The organism is Pseudomonas sp. MM211, assembly GCF_020386635.1.
Classification (GTDB): domain Bacteria; phylum Pseudomonadota; class Gammaproteobacteria; order Pseudomonadales; family Pseudomonadaceae; genus Aquipseudomonas.
On record NZ_CP081942.1, the window covers coordinates 4,090,822 to 4,109,139 of the forward strand.

General features: G+C 60.3%; 19 protein-coding genes and 1 tRNA gene. 12 read left to right on the plus strand and 8 right to left on the minus strand.

Going from position 1 to position 18,318, the window contains the following annotated elements:
• Nucleotides 1–6 precede the first annotated feature (6 nt).
• Nucleotides 7–1,560, minus strand: coding sequence for a sigma-54-dependent transcriptional regulator (locus K5Q02_RS18770; protein ID WP_225833069.1), 1,554 nt, complete (start codon nucleotides 1,558–1,560; stop codon nucleotides 7–9).
• Between the two features lie 239 nt (nucleotides 1,561–1,799).
• Here K5Q02_RS18770 and phhA point away from each other — a divergent pair, with 239 nt between their 5' ends.
• The 5 genes from phhA (at nucleotide 1,800) to cobF (ending at nucleotide 7,841) form a co-directional block, all read left to right on the plus strand.
• Nucleotides 1,800–2,585, plus strand: coding sequence for a phenylalanine 4-monooxygenase (phhA, locus tag K5Q02_RS18775; RefSeq protein WP_225833071.1), 786 nt, complete (start codon nucleotides 1,800–1,802; stop codon nucleotides 2,583–2,585).
• A gap of 133 nt (nucleotides 2,586–2,718) precedes the next feature.
• Entirely contained in the window at nucleotides 2,719–3,075 is a 357-nt protein-coding gene (locus K5Q02_RS18780; protein WP_225833073.1) for a 4a-hydroxytetrahydrobiopterin dehydratase, read from the plus strand.
• A gap of 191 nt (nucleotides 3,076–3,266) precedes the next feature.
• A complete protein-coding gene (locus K5Q02_RS18785) occupies nucleotides 3,267–4,556 on the plus strand; it encodes an MFS transporter (protein ID WP_225833075.1) in 1,290 nt (429 codons plus the stop codon).
• 98 nt (nucleotides 4,557–4,654) lie between these two features.
• On the plus strand, nucleotides 4,655–6,919 hold the full coding sequence (gene ggpS / locus K5Q02_RS18790) for a glucosylglycerol-phosphate synthase (protein WP_225833077.1): 2,265 nt from the start codon (nucleotides 4,655–4,657) through the stop codon (nucleotides 6,917–6,919).
• 157 nt (nucleotides 6,920–7,076) lie between these two features.
• Nucleotides 7,077–7,841, plus strand: coding sequence for a precorrin-6A synthase (deacetylating) (gene cobF / locus K5Q02_RS18795; RefSeq protein WP_225833080.1), 765 nt, complete (start codon nucleotides 7,077–7,079; stop codon nucleotides 7,839–7,841).
• A 239-nt stretch (nucleotides 7,842–8,080) separates the two neighbouring features.
• On the opposite strand, the gene prmB is transcribed toward cobF, so the two are convergent.
• Nucleotides 8,081–8,986: a 50S ribosomal protein L3 N(5)-glutamine methyltransferase gene (prmB, locus tag K5Q02_RS18800; RefSeq protein WP_225839750.1), complete on the minus strand. Its 906-nt coding sequence runs from the start codon at nucleotides 8,984–8,986 to the stop codon at nucleotides 8,081–8,083.
• Nucleotides 8,987–9,232: 246 nt separating this feature from the next.
• Between prmB and K5Q02_RS18805 the strand changes: the two genes are divergently transcribed.
• The 3 genes from K5Q02_RS18805 (at nucleotide 9,233) to K5Q02_RS18815 (ending at nucleotide 10,855) form a co-directional block, all read left to right on the plus strand.
• Nucleotides 9,233–9,832, plus strand: a complete 600-nt coding sequence (locus K5Q02_RS18805) for a cysteine hydrolase family protein (protein ID WP_225833083.1) — start codon at nucleotides 9,233–9,235, stop codon at nucleotides 9,830–9,832.
• Nucleotides 9,833–9,925: 93 nt separating this feature from the next.
• Nucleotides 9,926–10,249, plus strand: coding sequence for a hypothetical protein (locus K5Q02_RS18810; protein WP_225833085.1), 324 nt, complete (start codon nucleotides 9,926–9,928; stop codon nucleotides 10,247–10,249).
• A gap of 48 nt (nucleotides 10,250–10,297) precedes the next feature.
• Complete coding sequence (locus K5Q02_RS18815; protein WP_225833088.1) at nucleotides 10,298–10,855, plus strand: Smr/MutS family protein; 558 nt, start codon at nucleotides 10,298–10,300, stop codon at nucleotides 10,853–10,855.
• A gap of 139 nt (nucleotides 10,856–10,994) precedes the next feature.
• On the opposite strand, the gene efp is transcribed toward K5Q02_RS18815, so the two are convergent.
• From efp to K5Q02_RS24365, 5 genes are all read right to left on the minus strand, one after another.
• Nucleotides 10,995–11,567 (minus strand): elongation factor P, encoded by a 573-nt coding sequence (gene efp / locus K5Q02_RS18820; RefSeq protein ID WP_225833091.1) that lies wholly within the window; start codon nucleotides 11,565–11,567, stop codon nucleotides 10,995–10,997.
• Between the two features lie 46 nt (nucleotides 11,568–11,613).
• On the minus strand, nucleotides 11,614–12,768 hold the full coding sequence (earP, locus tag K5Q02_RS18825; RefSeq protein WP_225833093.1) for an elongation factor P maturation arginine rhamnosyltransferase EarP: 1,155 nt from the start codon (nucleotides 12,766–12,768) through the stop codon (nucleotides 11,614–11,616).
• A 182-nt stretch (nucleotides 12,769–12,950) separates the two neighbouring features.
• Nucleotides 12,951–13,208: a hypothetical protein gene (locus tag K5Q02_RS18830; protein WP_225833095.1), complete on the minus strand. Its 258-nt coding sequence runs from the start codon at nucleotides 13,206–13,208 to the stop codon at nucleotides 12,951–12,953.
• A gap of 697 nt (nucleotides 13,209–13,905) precedes the next feature.
• Nucleotides 13,906–14,232, minus strand: coding sequence for a hypothetical protein (locus tag K5Q02_RS18835; protein ID WP_225833098.1), 327 nt, complete (start codon nucleotides 14,230–14,232; stop codon nucleotides 13,906–13,908).
• Between the two features lie 75 nt (nucleotides 14,233–14,307).
• On the minus strand, nucleotides 14,308–14,436 hold the full coding sequence (locus tag K5Q02_RS24365) for a hypothetical protein (RefSeq protein WP_268945235.1): 129 nt from the start codon (nucleotides 14,434–14,436) through the stop codon (nucleotides 14,308–14,310).
• A gap of 71 nt (nucleotides 14,437–14,507) precedes the next feature.
• Here K5Q02_RS24365 and K5Q02_RS18840 point away from each other — a divergent pair, with 71 nt between their 5' ends.
• Nucleotides 14,508–14,882 carry a hypothetical protein gene (locus tag K5Q02_RS18840; protein ID WP_225833101.1) on the plus strand — a complete coding sequence of 125 codons (375 nt, stop codon included), beginning with the start codon at nucleotides 14,508–14,510 and terminating at the stop codon, nucleotides 14,880–14,882.
• A gap of 293 nt (nucleotides 14,883–15,175) precedes the next feature.
• On the opposite strand, the gene K5Q02_RS18845 is transcribed toward K5Q02_RS18840, so the two are convergent.
• A tRNA-Ser gene (locus K5Q02_RS18845) sits at nucleotides 15,176–15,265 on the minus strand.
• A gap of 354 nt (nucleotides 15,266–15,619) precedes the next feature.
• On the opposite strand from K5Q02_RS18845, the gene K5Q02_RS18850 reads away from it, so the two are divergent.
• The 3 genes from K5Q02_RS18850 (at nucleotide 15,620) to K5Q02_RS18860 (ending at nucleotide 18,205) form a co-directional block, all read left to right on the plus strand.
• On the plus strand, nucleotides 15,620–16,309 hold the full coding sequence (locus tag K5Q02_RS18850; RefSeq protein ID WP_225833103.1) for a crotonase/enoyl-CoA hydratase family protein: 690 nt from the start codon (nucleotides 15,620–15,622) through the stop codon (nucleotides 16,307–16,309).
• 125 nt (nucleotides 16,310–16,434) lie between these two features.
• Nucleotides 16,435–17,157, plus strand: coding sequence for a lysophospholipid acyltransferase family protein (locus tag K5Q02_RS18855; RefSeq protein WP_225833104.1), 723 nt, complete (start codon nucleotides 16,435–16,437; stop codon nucleotides 17,155–17,157).
• 76 nt (nucleotides 17,158–17,233) lie between these two features.
• A complete protein-coding gene (locus K5Q02_RS18860; RefSeq protein WP_225833107.1) occupies nucleotides 17,234–18,205 on the plus strand; it encodes a magnesium and cobalt transport protein CorA in 972 nt (323 codons plus the stop codon).
• The last annotated feature ends 113 nt before the right edge of the window (nucleotides 18,206–18,318 follow it).

Consider the following 18,318-nt stretch of genomic DNA (forward strand, 5'->3'; position numbering starts at 1 on the left):
TTCTGCCTACTCCTTGCCCACCCCATGCTCGCGCAGCTTGTTGGCAATGGTGGTATGGGACACACCCAGGCGTTTGCCCAGCAGGCGGCTACTCGGAAACTCACCGTGCAGCCTTTCCAGCACGGCCTTCTCGAAACGCCCGACAATCGTATCCAGCCCGCCCTCCAGCGAGAAGTCGCCCAAAGGCTGTGCAGCTCCGTACCCCGGCAGGCGTATATGCTCGGGTTTCACCACTGCGCCCTCACAGAGTGATACCGCCTGGAACAGCACGTTCTCCAGTTGCCTGACGTTGCCTGGCCAGTGATAGCGGCCCAGTTTTTCCAGCGCGGCAGGTGCCAGGCCGGGCAGCGGGCAGCCGACCTGCCGGCTGGCGCGGTCGAGAAAATGCTCGGCCAAAGGCTGCAGGCCGTCGAGACATTCGCGTAGCGGCGGGATGTGCAGACTGAGCACGTTGAGCCGGTGATAGAGGTCTTCGCGAAACTCGCCACGGGCGCAGAGTTCGGACAGATCGACCTGGGTGGCGCAGGTCACCCGCACATCCAGGTACACCTCCTCGTCACTGCCGACGCGGCGGAAGCAGCCGTCCTGCAGAAAGCGCAGCAGCTTGGCCTGCAGGCGCGGGCTCATCTCGCCGACACCATCGAGAAACAGGGTGCCACCCGCCGTCAGTTCCAACAGGCCCAGCTTGCCTTCGGCGCGAGCCCCCTCGAAGGCGCCGGGGCCATAGCCGAACAGTTCGGTCTCGGCCATCGACTCTGGCAGGCCGGCACAGTTGAGCGCCATGAACGGCGATTGCCCCCGTGGGCTGGCCAGGTGACAGGCGCGAGCCAGCAGCTCCTTGCCGGTACCGGTTTCGCCCTCGATCAACAGCGGGGCATCCAGCGGCGCCATGCGCCGGGCCTCACGCACCACGGCCGCCATCACCCTGGAACTCTGGAAGATGCTGTCGAAACCGCGCAGTTCCTGCTTGCGCACCTGATAGATGCGCTCGCCGACGCGGTCGGCACGGTGCAAGGTCAGCACCGCGCCGGCCATGGCCTCGCTGTCGTCGTGCTCGCTCTGCAGCGGTGCGATGTCGGCGAGGAATACGTCACCGCATACCTTCACACGCAGGCCATTGATGCGCGAGCGGTTGGCCCGCACCAGCTCCGGCAGGTCGAAATCCTCGGCGTAGCGTGACAGCGGGATACCCGGCACTTCGTCCACCCGCACGCCGAGCAACTGAGCAGCAGCACGGTTGGCCGCAACGATGCTGCCACCCATGTCGACGGACAGCACCGGAAACTCCAGGGCGCCAAGCAAGGCGTTAAGTTCCAGATGGCGACGCTCACTGGGCATCAGGCCCACGCGCTTGACGCCGAACACGCCGGTGATGGCCTCGAACTTGGCGCGCAGGGCCTGGAACTGCAGATTGATCAGGTTGGGGCAATGCAGGTAGATGGCGTTGCCCTGCTCGCCACCGACCTCACCACGTGCGACGTTGATGCCGTAGTCGACCAGCAGTTCGAGGATGTCGCGCAGGATACCAACACGATTCTGGCAATGGATCTTGATACGCATGACAGCCGCTCTTGTTATTTTCGTCAAGGTTTCTTGCCAGTCTAGTGGATCAAGCCAGGCCCAGGACAAGGTTTCGCGCGAGACGTAATCCTTTCTTTACGAAAACCTCGGTCATGGCCCTCAGGCAGGTCGCATACGCCCCTCACACAACCCTCAGCCTGCGCCATGCTTACGACAGGCAACGCACCGCAGGGTGGGTAAGCCATGACCAGATCGGGTTGTGCCAGGGAGATCACTAGATGAAAGCCAGCCAGTACGTCGCCAGGCAGCCTGACGCGAGCGGCTTTATCCACTATGACGAGGTCGAGCACCGCACCTGGCAGACGCTGATCGAGCGCCAGCTCGCGGTGATCGAGTCACGGGCCTGCCAGCCCTATCTCGATGGCCTCGACAGGCTCGCCCTGCCCCATGATCGAATTCCGCAACTGCCTGACATCAACCGTGTACTACGCGCCGCGACCGGCTGGCAGGTGGCGCAGGTACCGGCGCTGATTCCCTTTCAACGCTTCTTCGAACTGCTCGCCAATCAGCAATTTCCAGTGGCTACCTTCATTCGCACCGAAGCGGAGCTGGACTACCTCCAGGAGCCGGACATCTTCCACGAGATATTCGGCCACTGCCCCTTGCTTACCAACCCGTGGTTCGCCGAATTCACTCACACCTACGGCCGCCTGGGCCTGGCCGCCAGCCCCCAGGAGCGGGTGTTTCTCGCCCGCCTGTACTGGATGACCATCGAGTTCGGGCTGGTGGATACCCCGGCGGGCAAGCGCATCTACGGCGGCGGAATTCTCTCCTCACCCAAGGAAGCGCTGTACTGCCTGTCCGCAGAGCCCGAACACCTGCAGTTCGATCCTGTCGAAACCATGCGTACGCCCTACCGCATCGACATCCTGCAGCCGCTGTATTTCGTGTTGCCGGATCTGCAACGGCTGTACGCCCTGGCCCAGGAAAACATCATGGGCCATGTTCAGGAGGCGATGCGCCTGGGCCTGCACGAACCGAAGTTTCCGCCCAAGGCGGCTTGATGGGGCAGATAACAATTTGGATCGTAGGAGCCCGCTTGCGGGCGATGATTGACGGTAGAGCGATCGCCCACAAGCGGGCTCCTACACGATGTTCAATTCGCATAGTCCTGACTACATATCAGCGGAGCCATTTATGACCGATCTATCCAAAGCCACCTGCGAAGCATGCAGCGCCGATGCACCCAAGGTCAGCGAAGCCGAGCTGGCGGAGCTGATGCGGCAGATTCCCGACTGGAACATCGAGGTTCGCGACGGCGTGATGCAGCTCGAAAGAGCCTACGCCTTTCGCACCTTCAAACATGCGCTGGCCTTCACCAACGCAGTGGGCGAAATCGCCGAAACGGAGAACCATCACCCTGCCCTGCTGACCGAATGGGGCAAGGTCACCGTGACCTGGTGGAGCCACTCGATCAAGGGCCTGCATCGCAACGATTTCATCATGGCGGCGCGCACCGACGAGCTGGCCAAGGGCGCCGATGGGCGCAAATGAAATGCCCCGTAAACGGGAAAAAGTCGCTCCTTCGCGCACCGCGCTGGTGCCTTTCACTCCTCAGAAAAACACAAAGACCGTTCGTCGGTAAAAATAATCTTTATATTTCAATAACATAGATAACCATCGCAAAGATCACTGGCGCGCTTCATGCTTGCTATCACTGGCATAGTCCCCTAGGGTTGTTCGCCATGTGGTCCTTGATTTCCCCTATCAGCTCGTTGCTGGGTGGGGTCGCATTACTCCTCCTTGGCAACGGTCTGCTCAACACTCTACTGACTCTGCGTGGCGTCGCCGAAGGCTACTCCACCGGAATGCTCGGACTGATCATGTCCGGGTACTTCGTCGGTTTTCTCCTCGGCACCTGGCTAGCGATTCCGCTGGTTCGCCGCGTTGGGCATATCCGTGCGTTCTCCTTTTGCGCCGCCCTCGCCGCGATCACTGCGCTTCTTCATGTGCTGATCGTCGACCCCTGGGTCTGGCTCGGCTTGCGAGTGCTCTACGGCCTGGCGCTGGTCAGCTTGTACATGGTCATCGAGAGCTGGCTCAACGCTCAGGTACCGAACGACAAGCGTGGGCAGATGTTCGCCGTGTACATGGCGGTGAACCTCGGCGCCCTGGCTGCCGCACAGCAGCTGCTGAACTTGGCCGACCCCGGCGAATTCCTGCTCTTCGCCCTGGCGGCGATGCTGATCAGTGCGGCGCTGATGCCCATCACCCTGACCCGTCAGCCGCAGCCCAGCGTGCCGGAGACCCTGCACACCAACCTGCGCGCCATCGTCGGCATCGCCCCACTGTCGATTGCCGCAGCGGGTCTTTCCGGTCTGGCACTTGGCGCGTTCTGGGGGATGGCGCCGGTGTATGCCAGCCTAAATGGTTTCGATGCGTCAGGAGTCGGCCTGATGATGAGCGCGACCATTCTCGGTGGCGCACTGCTGCAAGTGCCGATTGGCCGCTTCTCCGACAGCCATGATCGACGCTGGGTGCTGTTCTGGGTAGTCAGCGCCGCGGTGGTCGTCGCCTTGCTGATGAGCCTTTTGCCGGCCGGTCGACCATTGCTGGCCCTGATGTTCCTGTTTGGTGGGCTGTCGTTCGCCATCTACCCGATTGCCGTGGCGCAGTTGATCGACCAACTGCACAGCGACGAGATTCTTTCCGGCTCCAGCAGCCTGCTGATGGTCAACGGTGTCGGCTCCGTATGCGGGCCGCTGCTCGCCGGGCTACTGATGCAATACACCGGCGCCGCCGCACTGCCGCTGTACTTCGCTGCCACCCTGGGACTGCTGGCGGCCTACACCTTCTATCGCCTGCGTCATGTCAGCGACCTGGTCGCCGGTGAGCAGGCACACTTCGTACCGATGCTACGCACCAGCCATACCGTTCTGGAGCTGATGCCCGACGCCCCACCTTCGGACGATGAAAACGACCCGGACAACGATAACCAAGGTGACGAGCAGGAGCCCGCCACCGCTTCATCGTAGGCAGACGCCTACCTATCAGAGGCACCTCAAGGTGCCCGCTTTGCTCGTCGGCTGATGTCGGCGCGTCACTGCACCACTCATGGACAGGGAGACAGCGCATGCTACTTGCAACCGATCTTGATGGAACCTTTCTCGCCGGTGATCCCGAGGATCGCCTGAGCCTTTACCAGACCATCGCCGCCCACCCGGAAATTCAGTTGGCCTACGTCACCGGTCGCAGCCTGGAAGCGGTATTGCCGCTATTGGCCGACCCGACCTTGCCACAACCGGACTTCATCATCGCCGACGTCGGCGCCACCTTCGTGCATGGCGACACCCTGCAACCGATCCAACTGCTGCAGAGCCAGGTCGATGCTCGCTGGCCGGGCGAAAGCCAGGTAGCGCAGGCCGTGGAAGGCTTCGGCCTGGAGCGTCAGGACGTCCCTCAGGCACGCCGTTGCTCCTACTTCTGCACGCCCGAACAAGCCGCCGACCCGGCCCTGGCCCAGGTCGCAGAAACGCTAGGTTGCGATCTGCTCTACTCCGCGGATCGCTACCTCGACTTTCTGCCTAAAGGCATCAACAAGGGCACCAGCCTCAAGGCGCTGGTGGATTGGTTGGGGATCGACGACGGCCAAGTATTGGCCTGTGGCGATACCCTCAATGACCTGAACATGCTCGATGGCACCTACAAGGGCGTCTGCGTCGGCGAGTCGGAGCCGAACCTGATCAAGGCGACCGAGCACCAGTCGTGGATCTTGCAGGCCGATCGCCCTGGCTGCGGCGGTATTCTGCAGGCCTTCGTGCATTTCGGTTTTCTCGGTGAACATGGCATTGCCGCGGAGAAACGCACGGCAACCAAGCCGGGCCGCGCCGAGTTGGTAATGGTCTACCACCGCCTGCCCTACGAAGAGCACCGCGTGGACGGCAAGGTACAGCGCCGCCGCCCGACCTCGCCCAACGGCATCATCCCGACCCTGATGAGTTTCTTCGGTGACTCGCGCCCTGGCTCCTGGGTCGCCTGGGCGGTCGACGAGGAAGGCGACGAGCCGTTCGAAACCCACACCACCGTGGATGCCGAGCGCTACCCGAAGCTCACCGCCGCACGGGTGGCACTGAGCAAGGAAGAAGTCGACATCTTCTACAAGCGCTTCTCCAAGGAAGCCTTCTGGCCGACCCTGCATACCTTCTGGGAGCGCGCACGTTTCGACGAGGATGACTGGCAGGTGTTTCTCAAGGTCAACCGTGCCTTCGCCGAGCGCACCGCCAAGGAAGCCGCGGAAGGCGCCATCGTCTGGCTGCACGACTACAACCTGTGGATGGTGCCGGGCTACCTGCGCGAATTGCGCCCAGACCTGCGCATCGCCTTCTTCCACCACACCTACTTCCCATCGGCCGACGTGTTCAACGTGCTACCGTGGCGCCGGCAGATCATCGGCAGCCTGTTGCAGTGCGACTACATCGGCTTCCATATCCCCCGCCAGGTGGAGAACTTCGTCGACGTAGCGCGTGGCGTCACGCCGCTACAGACCGTCAGCCGGCAGAACTGCGCGCCACGCTTCATCACCTACGGCTGCGCTGTGGGGCTGGAGCGCATGACCACCGCTGTGGATACCGGCAGCCGCGTGGTCAAGCTTGGCGCCCACCCGGTCGGCCTGGATATTGATCGCGTGCGTAACGCCCTGGCTCAGGAAAAAACCCGCGAGCAGATGGCCAACCTGCGCAGCGAGCTGAGTGGCATCAAATTGGTGCTGTCAGTCGAACGCCTGGACTACACCAAGGGCATCCTCGAAAAACTCCAGGCCTACGAGCGGCTGCTGGCCGACAACCCCGAGCTGCACAAGAAGATCACCCTGGTCAGCATCTGCGTACCGGCGGCCAGCGAAATGACCATCTACGACGAGCTGCAATCGCAGATCGAACAGGCGGTGGGGCGTATCAACGGCCGCTTCGCGCGGATCGGCTGGACGCCCGTGCAGTTCTTCTTCCGCAGCTTCCCGTTCGACGAAGTGGTGGCCTGGTACGCCATGGCAGATGTCATGTGGATCACCCCACTGCGTGACGGCCTCAACCTGGTGGCCAAGGAATTCGTCGCCACCCAGGGCTTGCTCGAGGGCCAGGGCGTGTTGGCGCTGTCCGAGTTCGCCGGTGCTGCAGCGGAGCTCAAGGGCGCGTTGCTGACCAACCCCCACGACACCGCCGACCTGGCGCAAACCTGCTACCTGGCGCTCAATATGCCCAAAGCAGAGGCCCGTGCGCGGATGCGCGAGTTGTTCGATATCGTCAACTACAACGATATCCGTCGCTGGGGTGACGAGTTCCTCGCCGGCGTCGCCGAGCCATCGGCAGAAGAGGAAAATGTCCTGCGCCTAGCGGCTGGTTAAACACCAGTAGCCTGGCGTTGAGCGAAGCGATACCCAGGGGAGCATTTGGCCTGCCGACAAATCGCTCCTGCGCATCGCTTCGCTCAGCAGCAGGCTACGGTCAGCTGTCGTGACGAACTGCTATGCTGCGCGCCATTGCAAGTACGAGACGCGCAGCATGAAAGACATCCTGATCATCGGCATCGGCGCCGGTGACCCTGACTACCTCACCACGCAAGCGATCAAGGCGCTCAATCGCGCCGACGTGTTCTTCATCCTCGACAAGGGTGAAGCCAAGGACAAGCTGATCGCCCTGCGCCGCCTGATCCTAGATCGCTATATCGAGTCTGGTCGCCCTTATCGAATCCTCGAAGCGACCAACCCGGAACGCGAACGCGATGTGGCCAACTATGACGCGAGCATCGACAGCCTCAACCGCTACAAGCAGGCGGTGTTCGAGCAGTTGCTTGGCCAGTTGAAGGACGGCGAAACCGGCGCCTTCTTGGTCTGGGGCGACCCATCGCTCTACGACAGTACCATCCGTATTCTAGATGGCGTGATCACGGGCGGCATGCGCCTCGATTACGAGGTGATCCCCGGCATCACCAGCGTTCAGGCGCTTACCGCGCGCCACCGCATTCCTCTGAACCAGATCGGCCGAGCCGTACAGATCACCACTGGTCGACGCCTGCGCGAAGGCTGGCCAGAGGGCGTGGACAGCGTGGTGGTGATGCTCGACGCACAGGACAGCTACCGCCATGTGGTTAGCGAAGATCTGCATATCTACTGGGGCGCCTACGTCGGCACGCCAGACGAGATTCTTATCGCCGGCAGGCTCGCCGATGTCGCCGAGCGCATCGCGCATACCCGCGCAGCTGCCCGCGAGGCCAACGGCTGGATCATGGATAGCTACCTGCTGCGCCGTGGCGGGCGCGAGGCCTGATCGCAGACTCGAGGATATCGGCCGTCTGCTGCCTGTCGCCTGGCTGTTCGACCGCTACAAGGCAGAAGCGGACGGTCGCGATCTCGTGGGAGGGGCTTTAGCCGCGAGCTCTTTACGCCTAGCTAGACAAAATCGAGGCTAAAGCCTCTCCCACAAAAGCTCTGCTCACCGTCCGCTTCCGCCACGTAGCGGCCGGTCAGGCGACTTTTGTTTCGAGCTGGCCGATCAAGAACATCGCCTCAGAGACGCTCGCGAAACAGCGCCTGATGTTCGCGGCACTGCTCGGCCGACAGCATGAACACGCCGTGGCCACCACGGGCGAAGTCTAGCCAGGCGAAATCCACTTCGGGATACAGCCCCTCGACGTGCACCTGGCTGTTGCCCACCTCGACGATCAACAGGCCTTTCTCGGTCAGGTGATCGGCCGCTTCCGCCAACATCCGGCGTACCAGATCCAGCCCATCATCGCCGCAGGCCAGGCCCATTTCCGGCTCGTGCTGATACTCGGCCGGCATGTCGGCGAAATCTTCGGCATCCACATAGGGCGGGTTGGAGACGATCAGATCGAAGCGCTGCCCAGGCAGCCCGGCGAAGCCATCGCCCTGCACGGTGTATACCCGCTCATCGAGGCCGTGGCGCTCGATATTGCGGTTGGCCACCTCCAGCGCCTCGTAGGACAGGTCACCAAGCACCACTTCGGCGTCAAGGAACTCATAGGCGCAGGCAATGCCGATGCAGCCCGAGCCGGTGCACAGATCGAGAATCCGCGCCGGCTCACCAGACAACCAGGGGCTGAAACGCTGCTCGATCAGCTCGGCGATCGGCGAACGCGGCACCAGCACGCGCTCATCGACGATAAAGGGCAAGCCACAGAACCAGGCCTGGCCAAGCAGGTAGGCGGTTGGTACACGGTCTTCAATGCGCCGCTGCAGCAAGGCGTGCAGATGTTGCTGCTCGTCCTCTTCGAGGCGGCAATCCAGGTAGCTGTCGGCAATTTCCCAGGGCAGATGCAGGGCGCCAAGCACCAGTTGCCGGGCTTCGTCCCACGCATTGTCGGTGCCATGACCGAAGAACAACTCCTCAGCCTGAAAACGGCTCACGGCCCAGCGGATGTAATCGCGCAGCGTGCGCAGGCGGGTGTTCAGGGCTGGGCGGGCATCGGTCACAACATGGCTCCGGGCAAAAGCCGTTAGTTTAGCAGGCCTACCCCGGCAATCCAGCGCTGCCAGCCGCCTGTTCGATGGGCAGGCCCGCGTTAGAGCCAGGCAGCTGAAACGATTCACTTGGGTTGTAGAGAGCGCTGCGCTGCAATACAACCAACAGAGAGGTTCACAGCAGCGTCATAGAGGCGGACAATATGCACCGTTAACCGCGCCAGCAAGGAGTCGTACATGTCGTCCCACCCGCAAACGTTCTATCAGCTCACTGGTCGTGGCCACGCGCCTGCCAACCTGAGCAATGCGACTCTGCTGGTCATCGATGCCCAGGAAGAATATCGCAGTGGTGTGGTGCAGTTGCCTGGCCTGGATGCAGCCCTGGCGGAAATCGCCAAGCTGCTGGATGCTGTACGCGCCCAGGGTGGCGCCATCGTTCACGTCAAGCACCTGGGCATTCCTGGCGGCCTGCTGGATCCCCGCGGCCCGCGTGGCGAGCACCTCCCGGAAGTTGCCCCCCTGCCCGGCGAGATCGTCGTCGAGAAGCGCATGCCGAACGCCTTCTCCGGTACCGACCTGCATGAAAAGCTGCAGTCGCTCGGCCATCTGGATCTGATCGTCTGCGGGTTCATGACCCACTCCAGCATCAGCACCACCATTCGCGCCACCAAGGATTACGGCTACCGCTGCACCGTGGTCGACGCCGCCTGTGCTACCCGCGATCTGCCAACGCCGGACGGCAAGGTGATCAGCGCCGCCGAGATGCACCGCATCGAAATGATCGCCCTGGCGGACAACTTCGCAGCCTGGGTTCCGGACGCCAGTGCGCTGGTCTGAGCTTGAGCCTGCGGCGCCAGGCGCCGCATTGGTTTGAACCCGCTTCGTTCCTGCCAGTCATAGCGAAATGCTCCTTCGAGGAAATGTCGCCCCATGAAGCAATCAGACGGTTTCAATGCACGCCGCCTACGCCCGAGGGGATCGGGCAGCTGGCGATTGCGCTTTGCCGCTGCTCTGGCGGCACTCTGTGCGACATTCGGTATCCTTCTGGCCATGGCAGGTACCGCAACCCTACTGGGTCGGCCACCGGCACTTGGCAACCTGAATGACTCCACCAGCGACGCCGGTGCTCTTCTGGTTGTCGGCTTGGTGCTGCTTTTCGGCGGTGTGATTGGCTGGCGTAAATGTCGTCGGCGCATGCGTCAACGCGGCGCCGACCTGGCCATGTCTCCGCACCTGATGAAGAAACGCGACTGACCTACCCTTCTCCGCTTGGTAAACTTGTCGCCCCCTGCGGAGGCTCCGATGCAAGACGATGACTTTTCCCTGTTCAAGGCACAGCTGCAAGGCGTGAAGCCGATCAAGCACGATCGCGCCGACACCGGTAAGCCGAAGAGCGACCGTGCCCGCCTGGCCACCCTGCGCCAGGCAGCGACCCTGCGCACCGACACCATCAAGGTCGACGGCCTCTCCGATCAGTTCGTCATCGATGTTGGCCCTGAGGATGCGCTGTACTGGGCCGGCAACGGCGTGCAAGACGGCCAGATGCGCAAGCTCAAGCTCGGCCAGATCCCTTTCGACGGCAGCCTCGACCTGCACGGCATGAACGTGGAGAAAGCTCGCGACACCCTTTGGGAATTCCTCGCCGAGGCCACCAAGCTGGAGGTTCGCTGCGTACGCGTGACCCACGGCAAAGCGGTGCGCACCGACGGGCGCAGGCCGATGATCAAGAGCCACGTGAACACCTGGCTGCGTCAACACCCGCAAGTGCTGGGCTTCACCTCCTGCATCGCCAAGCATGGCGGAACCGGCGCGGTCTACGTGATGCTCAAGCGCATCATGATGGATGGCCGCGACGAGTAAGGTTAGCGTCACAACGGAGCAAATCATCTAGAGTTGCCGCTGCACACTCCGCTAATAAGTAAGGCGCCCGCCATAAAACGGGGGGCACAAAAAACCCGGCGCGAAGGCCGGGTTTTTCATCACACAGCAAACCTGACGATCAGACCGGCGCCTTGGCGCGGGACTTGTACTCGCCGGTGCGGGTGTCGATCTCGATCCAGTCACCGATTTCGCAGAAATCAGCCACTTTCACTTCAGTGCCGTTGCTCAGCTTGGCTGGCTTCATCACCTTGCCGGAGGTGTCGCCACGGGCGGAACCTTCGGTGTAGGTCAGCTGACGCACGATGGTGGTCGGCAGGTCAACGGAGATCACTTTGCCTTCGAAGAACACGGCTTCGCAGACGTCGTTCATGCCTTCTTCAATGAACGGCAGAACGCTTTCCAGGTCTTCGGCGCGCAGCTCGTAGGAGTTGTATTCCGGATCCATGAAAACGTAGTCGTCGCCACTGATGTAGGACAGGTTCACTTCCTTGCGCTCAAGGATGACCGGCTCCATCTTGTCGTCGGCTTTGTAGACGGTTTCAGTCTTCGAGCCGTTCATCAGGTTTTTCAGCTTCATCTTCACGATGGCGCTGTTACGACCGGACTTGGTGAACTCGGCCTTTTGGATCAGCCATGGCTGGCCATCGATCAGGGCCACGCTGTTAGGCTTCATTTCTTGTGCGGTTTTCATACGAATATCCGGATCTGAATGGATTTACAAAATTCGAGGCCGCGTATCATAGCCAATTTCGGTAAAACTGCACCAGCGCCGCGGCAAGATCTGCACGTACCGCCTGGCACTTCGCCCACTCCTGGGCGTGGGCGGCCAGCTCATCGTTGCACTGTAGCCACGCGTTCCAGCCGTCATTCATTGGCTCGCCAGCATTCCAAGCTTGCCACACGGCCCGTAGCGCTGCGCTGGCTTCGGCAGAAAGGCCCTGGCAGTACAACGCTATGAAAGCCTCCAGCTTGTCCCAGTGCGCGCCCTCCTCCTGCGGGTAGATATGCCAGACGAGCGGTCGCCCGGCCCACTGCGCGCGCACGAAGGAATCTTCACCGCGCACCAGATTCAGGTCGCAGCACCAGAGCAACGCGTCGTATTGATCTTGCTGCATGAAGGGCAGCACCTGCACGCTTAACGCCCCCCGCCGCACCACCGCACCCGCGCCTATCTGTTGCCCCAGCCAATGCTGCAGGTCACCGAGTATCCGGCCTTCAGGCACCAATAGATGAGTCGACGCGGCATCACTAGCCAGGGCATCGAGCCAACCAGCCAGCGCTGCATTTTCGTAGGCGAACAATGAAACCAATCGAGTACCAGCATCTGACCGCACGCCAATCGACTCAAGGAAGCGCTCGCGACCACCCGTGTCACTCTGCAATGCATCGCGCCCGCTCAGCAGACTCTGCTCACGCAGTAGCCCGCCGGTGCCTGCAGTAAACCCAGGAAAGAAAAAGAACTTCTGCAGACCATTGCTCTGCATCGAAGGAAGCCCGTGGCAGCCCTCAACCCAGCCCTCGGCGCTCAGGTACTCCAGATTCAGCCAGAGAATCGGCGCGGGCCTTGCCGCCATAGCCGCCACGTAGTCGGCGGGCAAATCACAGGCGAACGCCTCGATCACCACATCCGCCGGCTCGGTCGCCTGCCAGGCCGGTGCCCAGTGACGTACTTCGACGCCGTGCAGGCGCTGAGTTGTCGACTCGGCATCCGCCTGCGGGCAGATACGCGCCAGCGCTGCCAGGTCATCGACCCACAGGCGCACCTCAGCCCCCTGATCGGCCACCAACTGCCGGGCCAGCCGCCAGGTCACGCCGATATCGCCGTAGTTGTCGACGACCTTGCAGAAAACATCCCACTTCACGCCACGTTCCCGCTCAAGATAAGAATTCATAAATCAGCTTTACAGAGACAGGCTCACAACACTAACGAAAGAATCACGAACTACAGCTCAGAGCACAATATGCATGACTCGCCCGTCAAGATCAGGGTCATTCGCCCTGAGCCAGCATGGCAGCAGATTGCTGATATGAAAAAGCCCAGCGCTGAGGCCGGGCTTCTGGTCAACGCGCTACGTTACTTCGACGTCTTTGACGCCTGGGTCGACTTGTTACCACTCGACTTATTACCAGGGGACTCATCTTCACCTTTGGATTTGCTATCAGAGCCTTTCTTTTTCCCAGCCTGATTATCGTCGCTTTGCTGCGCTTTGGATTGCCCGGCAGGCTTGGACTTGTCCTTGTCGTGATGCGCCCCTTTCGAGCCGCTTTTGTCGGCGTCGTTGGCAGAGCTCTTGGATTTATCCTGAGCACCTTCAGTACTTTTCACGTTCATGACAGTTACCTCGAGGGAGGCCAAAGATTTGGCCTCATAGAATCCGAGAGGCCCGATCCGTAGAGGTTCAGGCAATGCAGTGACCGCCTGACGGATAAACCATGGTGCCGGTCGTCACCAACAACCCCAGATTTTCCAGCCAGCGAATGGTAGATCGGTAGGTCTTGCGGGGAATTGGCCTCTGCTTGGGGCGATCTGGTATCGGGTCAACGGTTAACCCCTTAGTTTGGCTGCGAAGTCAGATAGGAGATACGGCGTACGGTGGTGATCTATGGATTCACGACAGGAGGGTATTTCCATTAGAAATATCAAGAAACTCCATTGGAGATTGAAAGCTATCTCCATCGGGAATAGCCTTCGCAAATAAAGACAGAGACACGCGCACTGGAGAGTGGGAAACCGCTGAATGCGCGGCTTTGAAGGCTGAACTTGCCGCTTACAATCAGCGTGCCCCTAGGGACAAGCAGTTCACTCAGGTAGAAACTCCCATCAGCTCGGCATGCGTCATGGGGACGCTTAGCAGCCACCTGAATGGGAAGCGTGCCATCAACCTTTCGATGGCAGTAAAGACGGCCAGTATGGTTGGCATACAGGTCGGAACATTCAGTCCAAGACTGGCTGTGTACATTCCGAAATTACAAATATCAGCCGCATCGACTTGACGCAGACCGGAATAGCGAAGCGGTACAAAGTTTCATCACCCGGCGCTGACGATGTGGACGGCATCGTCCAGATTCTTACTGAACAGGCGATTGAAAGAGCGCGCAACTTGGCGATGCAGGAGCGCTTCATCGGCCCAAACCGAGCAAACGTTCTTATCAATGCCGAGATGCAAGAGTCGATTGCCCAGCTCATTGCCTAGCTGATCATGACTGCCGGGAGCGGCCGTGTAACAGATGAACAAATCAACGCCATTCGAGCGCTGATCGGGAAAAATAAACGGACGCAAACAGGCTGAACCAAATATGTATGTATGGATTTTCTTGAGCGCGTACGCGGCAGCACTTGTACTGACTCTTTCCATAATCTCACTTCGCGCAAAGAGCCAAGCCAACCGGCTCATCAGCCGCGGTATTCCGAAGCAAGAGATTGATCTGTTTTACCGTGAGGTTGGTGCACGGGCACGCCGCGCATTGATCCAGGGAACGCTAATCATCGGCACGTGCATTGGCGTGTTCGGGTCGTTGATCGCCTGGGTGGCGACGAGGTAGCGCTTAGATACCAGCATGCCCTATCAAACGCCTGGTCAGCTCATTGGCCTGACGATCCTGCTGATGTGCACTAAAGAGACCACGGACGATGGCCAGCAAGCAGCAAAGGATGATTCAGAGAAAAAGAACCTGGGCGGACAGAGCCTTGCTCGCGATCCCAGGTGTGAAGTTTGTGACCAGCACAATCACCAGTGCGGCCCACCAGGCCGTGCGCAGTGAGCGGCTGATACGAGCCTCGATCATTTTCAAGTCGCCGACCCTGATCGGCGCAGCTGTAGGCATTGTCATACTCGTTTCGATGGGGAAGTGGAACCACTACATATTGGCAGCAATTGCCGCGGCAAGTGCCCTGGCCGATCTCTACTACAAGTATCGGGAAATTCTCACTCGCCACCAAATGGCCCGACTAACGCGCAAGGTCGGCAAGCTGCAGCGTCTCAGTGAGAGAGTGTCGGATTCCTGATTTTCGGGTAGCCAGAAACGGAAAAGCCCCGCGGTGGCGGGGCTTAGTAACAGGTATTCAATCAACTCTTGAGCCACATCCAGGCCCCACCAGTCGACGAAAAGTTGGTGGGCGGCCTGCCCGGCGCACCAACATCCAACACCGACTCGTCTATCAGGTGCTGCAGCATGAATAGCTGGTCAAGGTGCTGAGGCTCTGGACTCACTACGAATAAGCACTTTCGACACTTCCTCGACCTTGAATGCAAAAAGCCCCGAAACGTTACCGTTTCGGGGCTTTAGGTATTTCGAAAGTGGCGGTGAAGAAGGGATTCGAACCCTTGATACGATTTCTCGTATACACACTTTCCAGGCGTGCTCCTTCAACCGCTCGGACACTTCACCGGATCTCGCCAGACATGCTGTCTGTCGAGGCGCGCTAATGTAATCGAACATCTGCCCAAAGGCAAAACTTTTTTCAGAAGATTCATGCGGTTAAGCCACAGCAAGCGGCAGCCCGCTTCAGCAAGTGCAATGGCGCAACGGTGGCTTGCCAGTCTGTGGTGACAGGCGTGGATGAGATTGCCAGCAATGCTGATCGGCCCAATCCATCATCGGCACCAGGTTGTAAGTGGAATCTTTCATTCACTCGCCCAGGCAGCCTGGCTCTGAACGCTGACTTGTCGGTCATCCTTCGCGCTTTACCTGACCTCGTCCGATGGGTAACGTCAGCCGCATATCCAGAACAAGGAGTCGACCATGAGCGACCTGATCAGCTACCAACTCGATGACGGCATCGCCACCCTGACCTTGAACAACGGCAAGGTGAATGCCATTTCTCCTGCGGTGATCGAGGCCTTCAATGCAGCCTTGGATCGCGCCACCCAGGACAAGGCCATCGTGATCCTCACCGGACAACCGGGCATTCTTTCCGGTGGTTACGACCTGAAGGTAATGACCTCTGGCCCGCAGAATGCCATCGACCTGGTAGCCGCGGGTTCGACCCTGGCGCGGCGCATGCTCGCTCATCCTTATCCGATCATCGTCGCCTGCCCGGGCCACGCGGTAGCCAAAGGTGCGTTCCTGCTGCTTTCCAGTGATTACCGCATCGGTGTCGAGGGCGCCTTCAGCATCGGCCTCAACGAAGTACAGATCGGCATGACCATGCACCATGTCGGTATTGAGCTAGCCCGTGATCGCCTGCGCAAGTCCGCGTTCCATCGCTCGGTAATCAATGGCGAGATGTTCGATCCGCAGAGCGCAGTGGATGCTGGTTTCCTCGACAAGGTGGTGCCCGCCGAGCAGTTGCTCGCCTCCGCCCTGGCCGTGGCGGCGCAGTTCAAGAAGATCAACATGAACGCCCACCGCAAGACCAAGCTCAAGGTACGCGCCGCGCTGCTGGAAACCCTCGACAAGTCTATCGAGCTGGATAAGCAGCACGCCTTGTAAGGTTCATGCATGCAGCCTCATGGGCTGTATGCATGAATGCTGGCAATCACTGGTAATGGCCTGGCAATTGCCCAAAGCCCGGGCCACCTCTACACTGCGCGACCTTTTTCGAGTGGGTCGCACCTATGCTTTTCGTACTGCGCATGCTGATGATGAGCGTGCATTTCATCATCGCAGGCATTCTCGGATTGCTATTGGGCCTATGCAGGCCCTTCCACCCGGATAACAGCCGCCTCTGCGCGCGCTTCTATTCTCTACCGGCACTGCGGCTGTTACGCATTCGGGTAGAGACCGATACACGCAACCTTGCTGAACACAGCAAACCCTGCGTGATCATCGCCAATCACCAGTCCAACTATGACCTGTATGTCATCGGTCGCGTGGTACCCAGGCGCACGGTGAGCATTGGCAAGAAGAGCCTTAAATGGGTGCCGCTGTTCGGCCAGTTGTATTGGCTGGCGGGTAATGTGCTGATCGACCGTGGCAATGCGCACAAAGCCAAGCGCTCGATGCTGGCCACCACCCATACGCTGCAGCACGAAAACACCTCGATCTGGGTATTTCCCGAAGGCACCCGCAATGGCGGCGGTGAACTGTTGCCCTTCAAGCGGGGCGCCTTCCAGATGGCCGTCAACGCGGGCGTACCGATCATCCCCGTATGTGCCAGCAGCTATGTGCGAAGCCTGCGCCTGAATAGCTGGAACAGTGGCAAGGTGATGATCCGTTCACTGCCCGAGATTCCCACTGCAGGCTTGAGCATGGATGACCTGCCTCAATTGATCGAAACCTGCCGTACACGCATGCAGGCGTGTATCGATTCGATGGATGCCGAGCTGGCTCGCACCTGAGAGCCTGTTCAAAGGTGCTGAGCGAGTTGAGATAAGCAGGTAAGCTGCAGCGAACAGGTTACGCATGGGGCCAACCATGGGCGAAGTCGTCGCAGCAGCCGTTTACAGCAAGGGCCGCAAGGTCAGCGATATCCATCTCGACGAAGGCCGCGATTGGGCAAGCAAGCCCGAGCACTTCGTGTGGATCGGCCTGCACGATCCTGGCAGCGAAGAGCTCGGCAACCTGCAGCGGCAGTTCAATCTGCATGAACTGGCCCTGGAAGACGCGCTGCAACGGCATACCCGCCCCAAGCTCGAGACCTTCGGCGATGCGCTGTTTCTGGTGCTCTATTCACCGGTGCAGGTCGGCGACGAACTGACCTTCGTGGAAACTCAGCTATTCGCCGGCAAAGGCTACGTGATCAGCGCCCGCTACGGCGAATCCGCGCCCTATTCCAGGGTGCGCCAGCGCTGCGAGGCACGGCCGCTGCTGCTTGAACACGGCGAAGACTTCGTGCTCTATGCCCTGCTCAGCTTCATCATCGAAAATTACCGACCGTTGATGGATATCTATTACGCCGAGCTGGAGCAGCTCGAACAGACGGTGCTGGAATGCGCCATGACCCATACCGAGGTGGTGCGCATTCAGCAACTGCGCCGCGACCTGTTGCGCCTGCGCCGCAATATTGGCCCGTTAGCGGAGATCTGCCAGGAGCTGCAACACCTGGACTTCCCCTTCATCGACAAGAACATGCGGCCGTACTTCCGTGACGTCGCCATCCACGTCAATCGCCTGCTCGAAGACCTTACCAACCTGCGCGAGATGGCCGATCACGCCATCGAGATTGGCCTGCTGCTGGAGTCGTCCCGGCAAAGCGTGGTGCAGCGCAAGTTCGCCGCCTGGGCAGCCATACTGGCCTTCCCCACAGCCGTCGCCGGCATCTATGGCATGAACTTCCACAACATGCCCGAGCTCACCTGGCAGTACGGCTATTTCGCAGTCTTGGGTGTGATCGGCGCAGGCTGCGTGGGCCTGTACGCCAGCTTCCGGCATTACGGCTGGCTGTAGACGGCAAAGCGCAATATCCCTGCTACCTGAAGCCGCCGCCAACCGTAGGAGCCGGTTTGCCGGCGATCAGCGTTCATCAGGATTTCGCACTTCGTGAGACGATCGATTCGCGC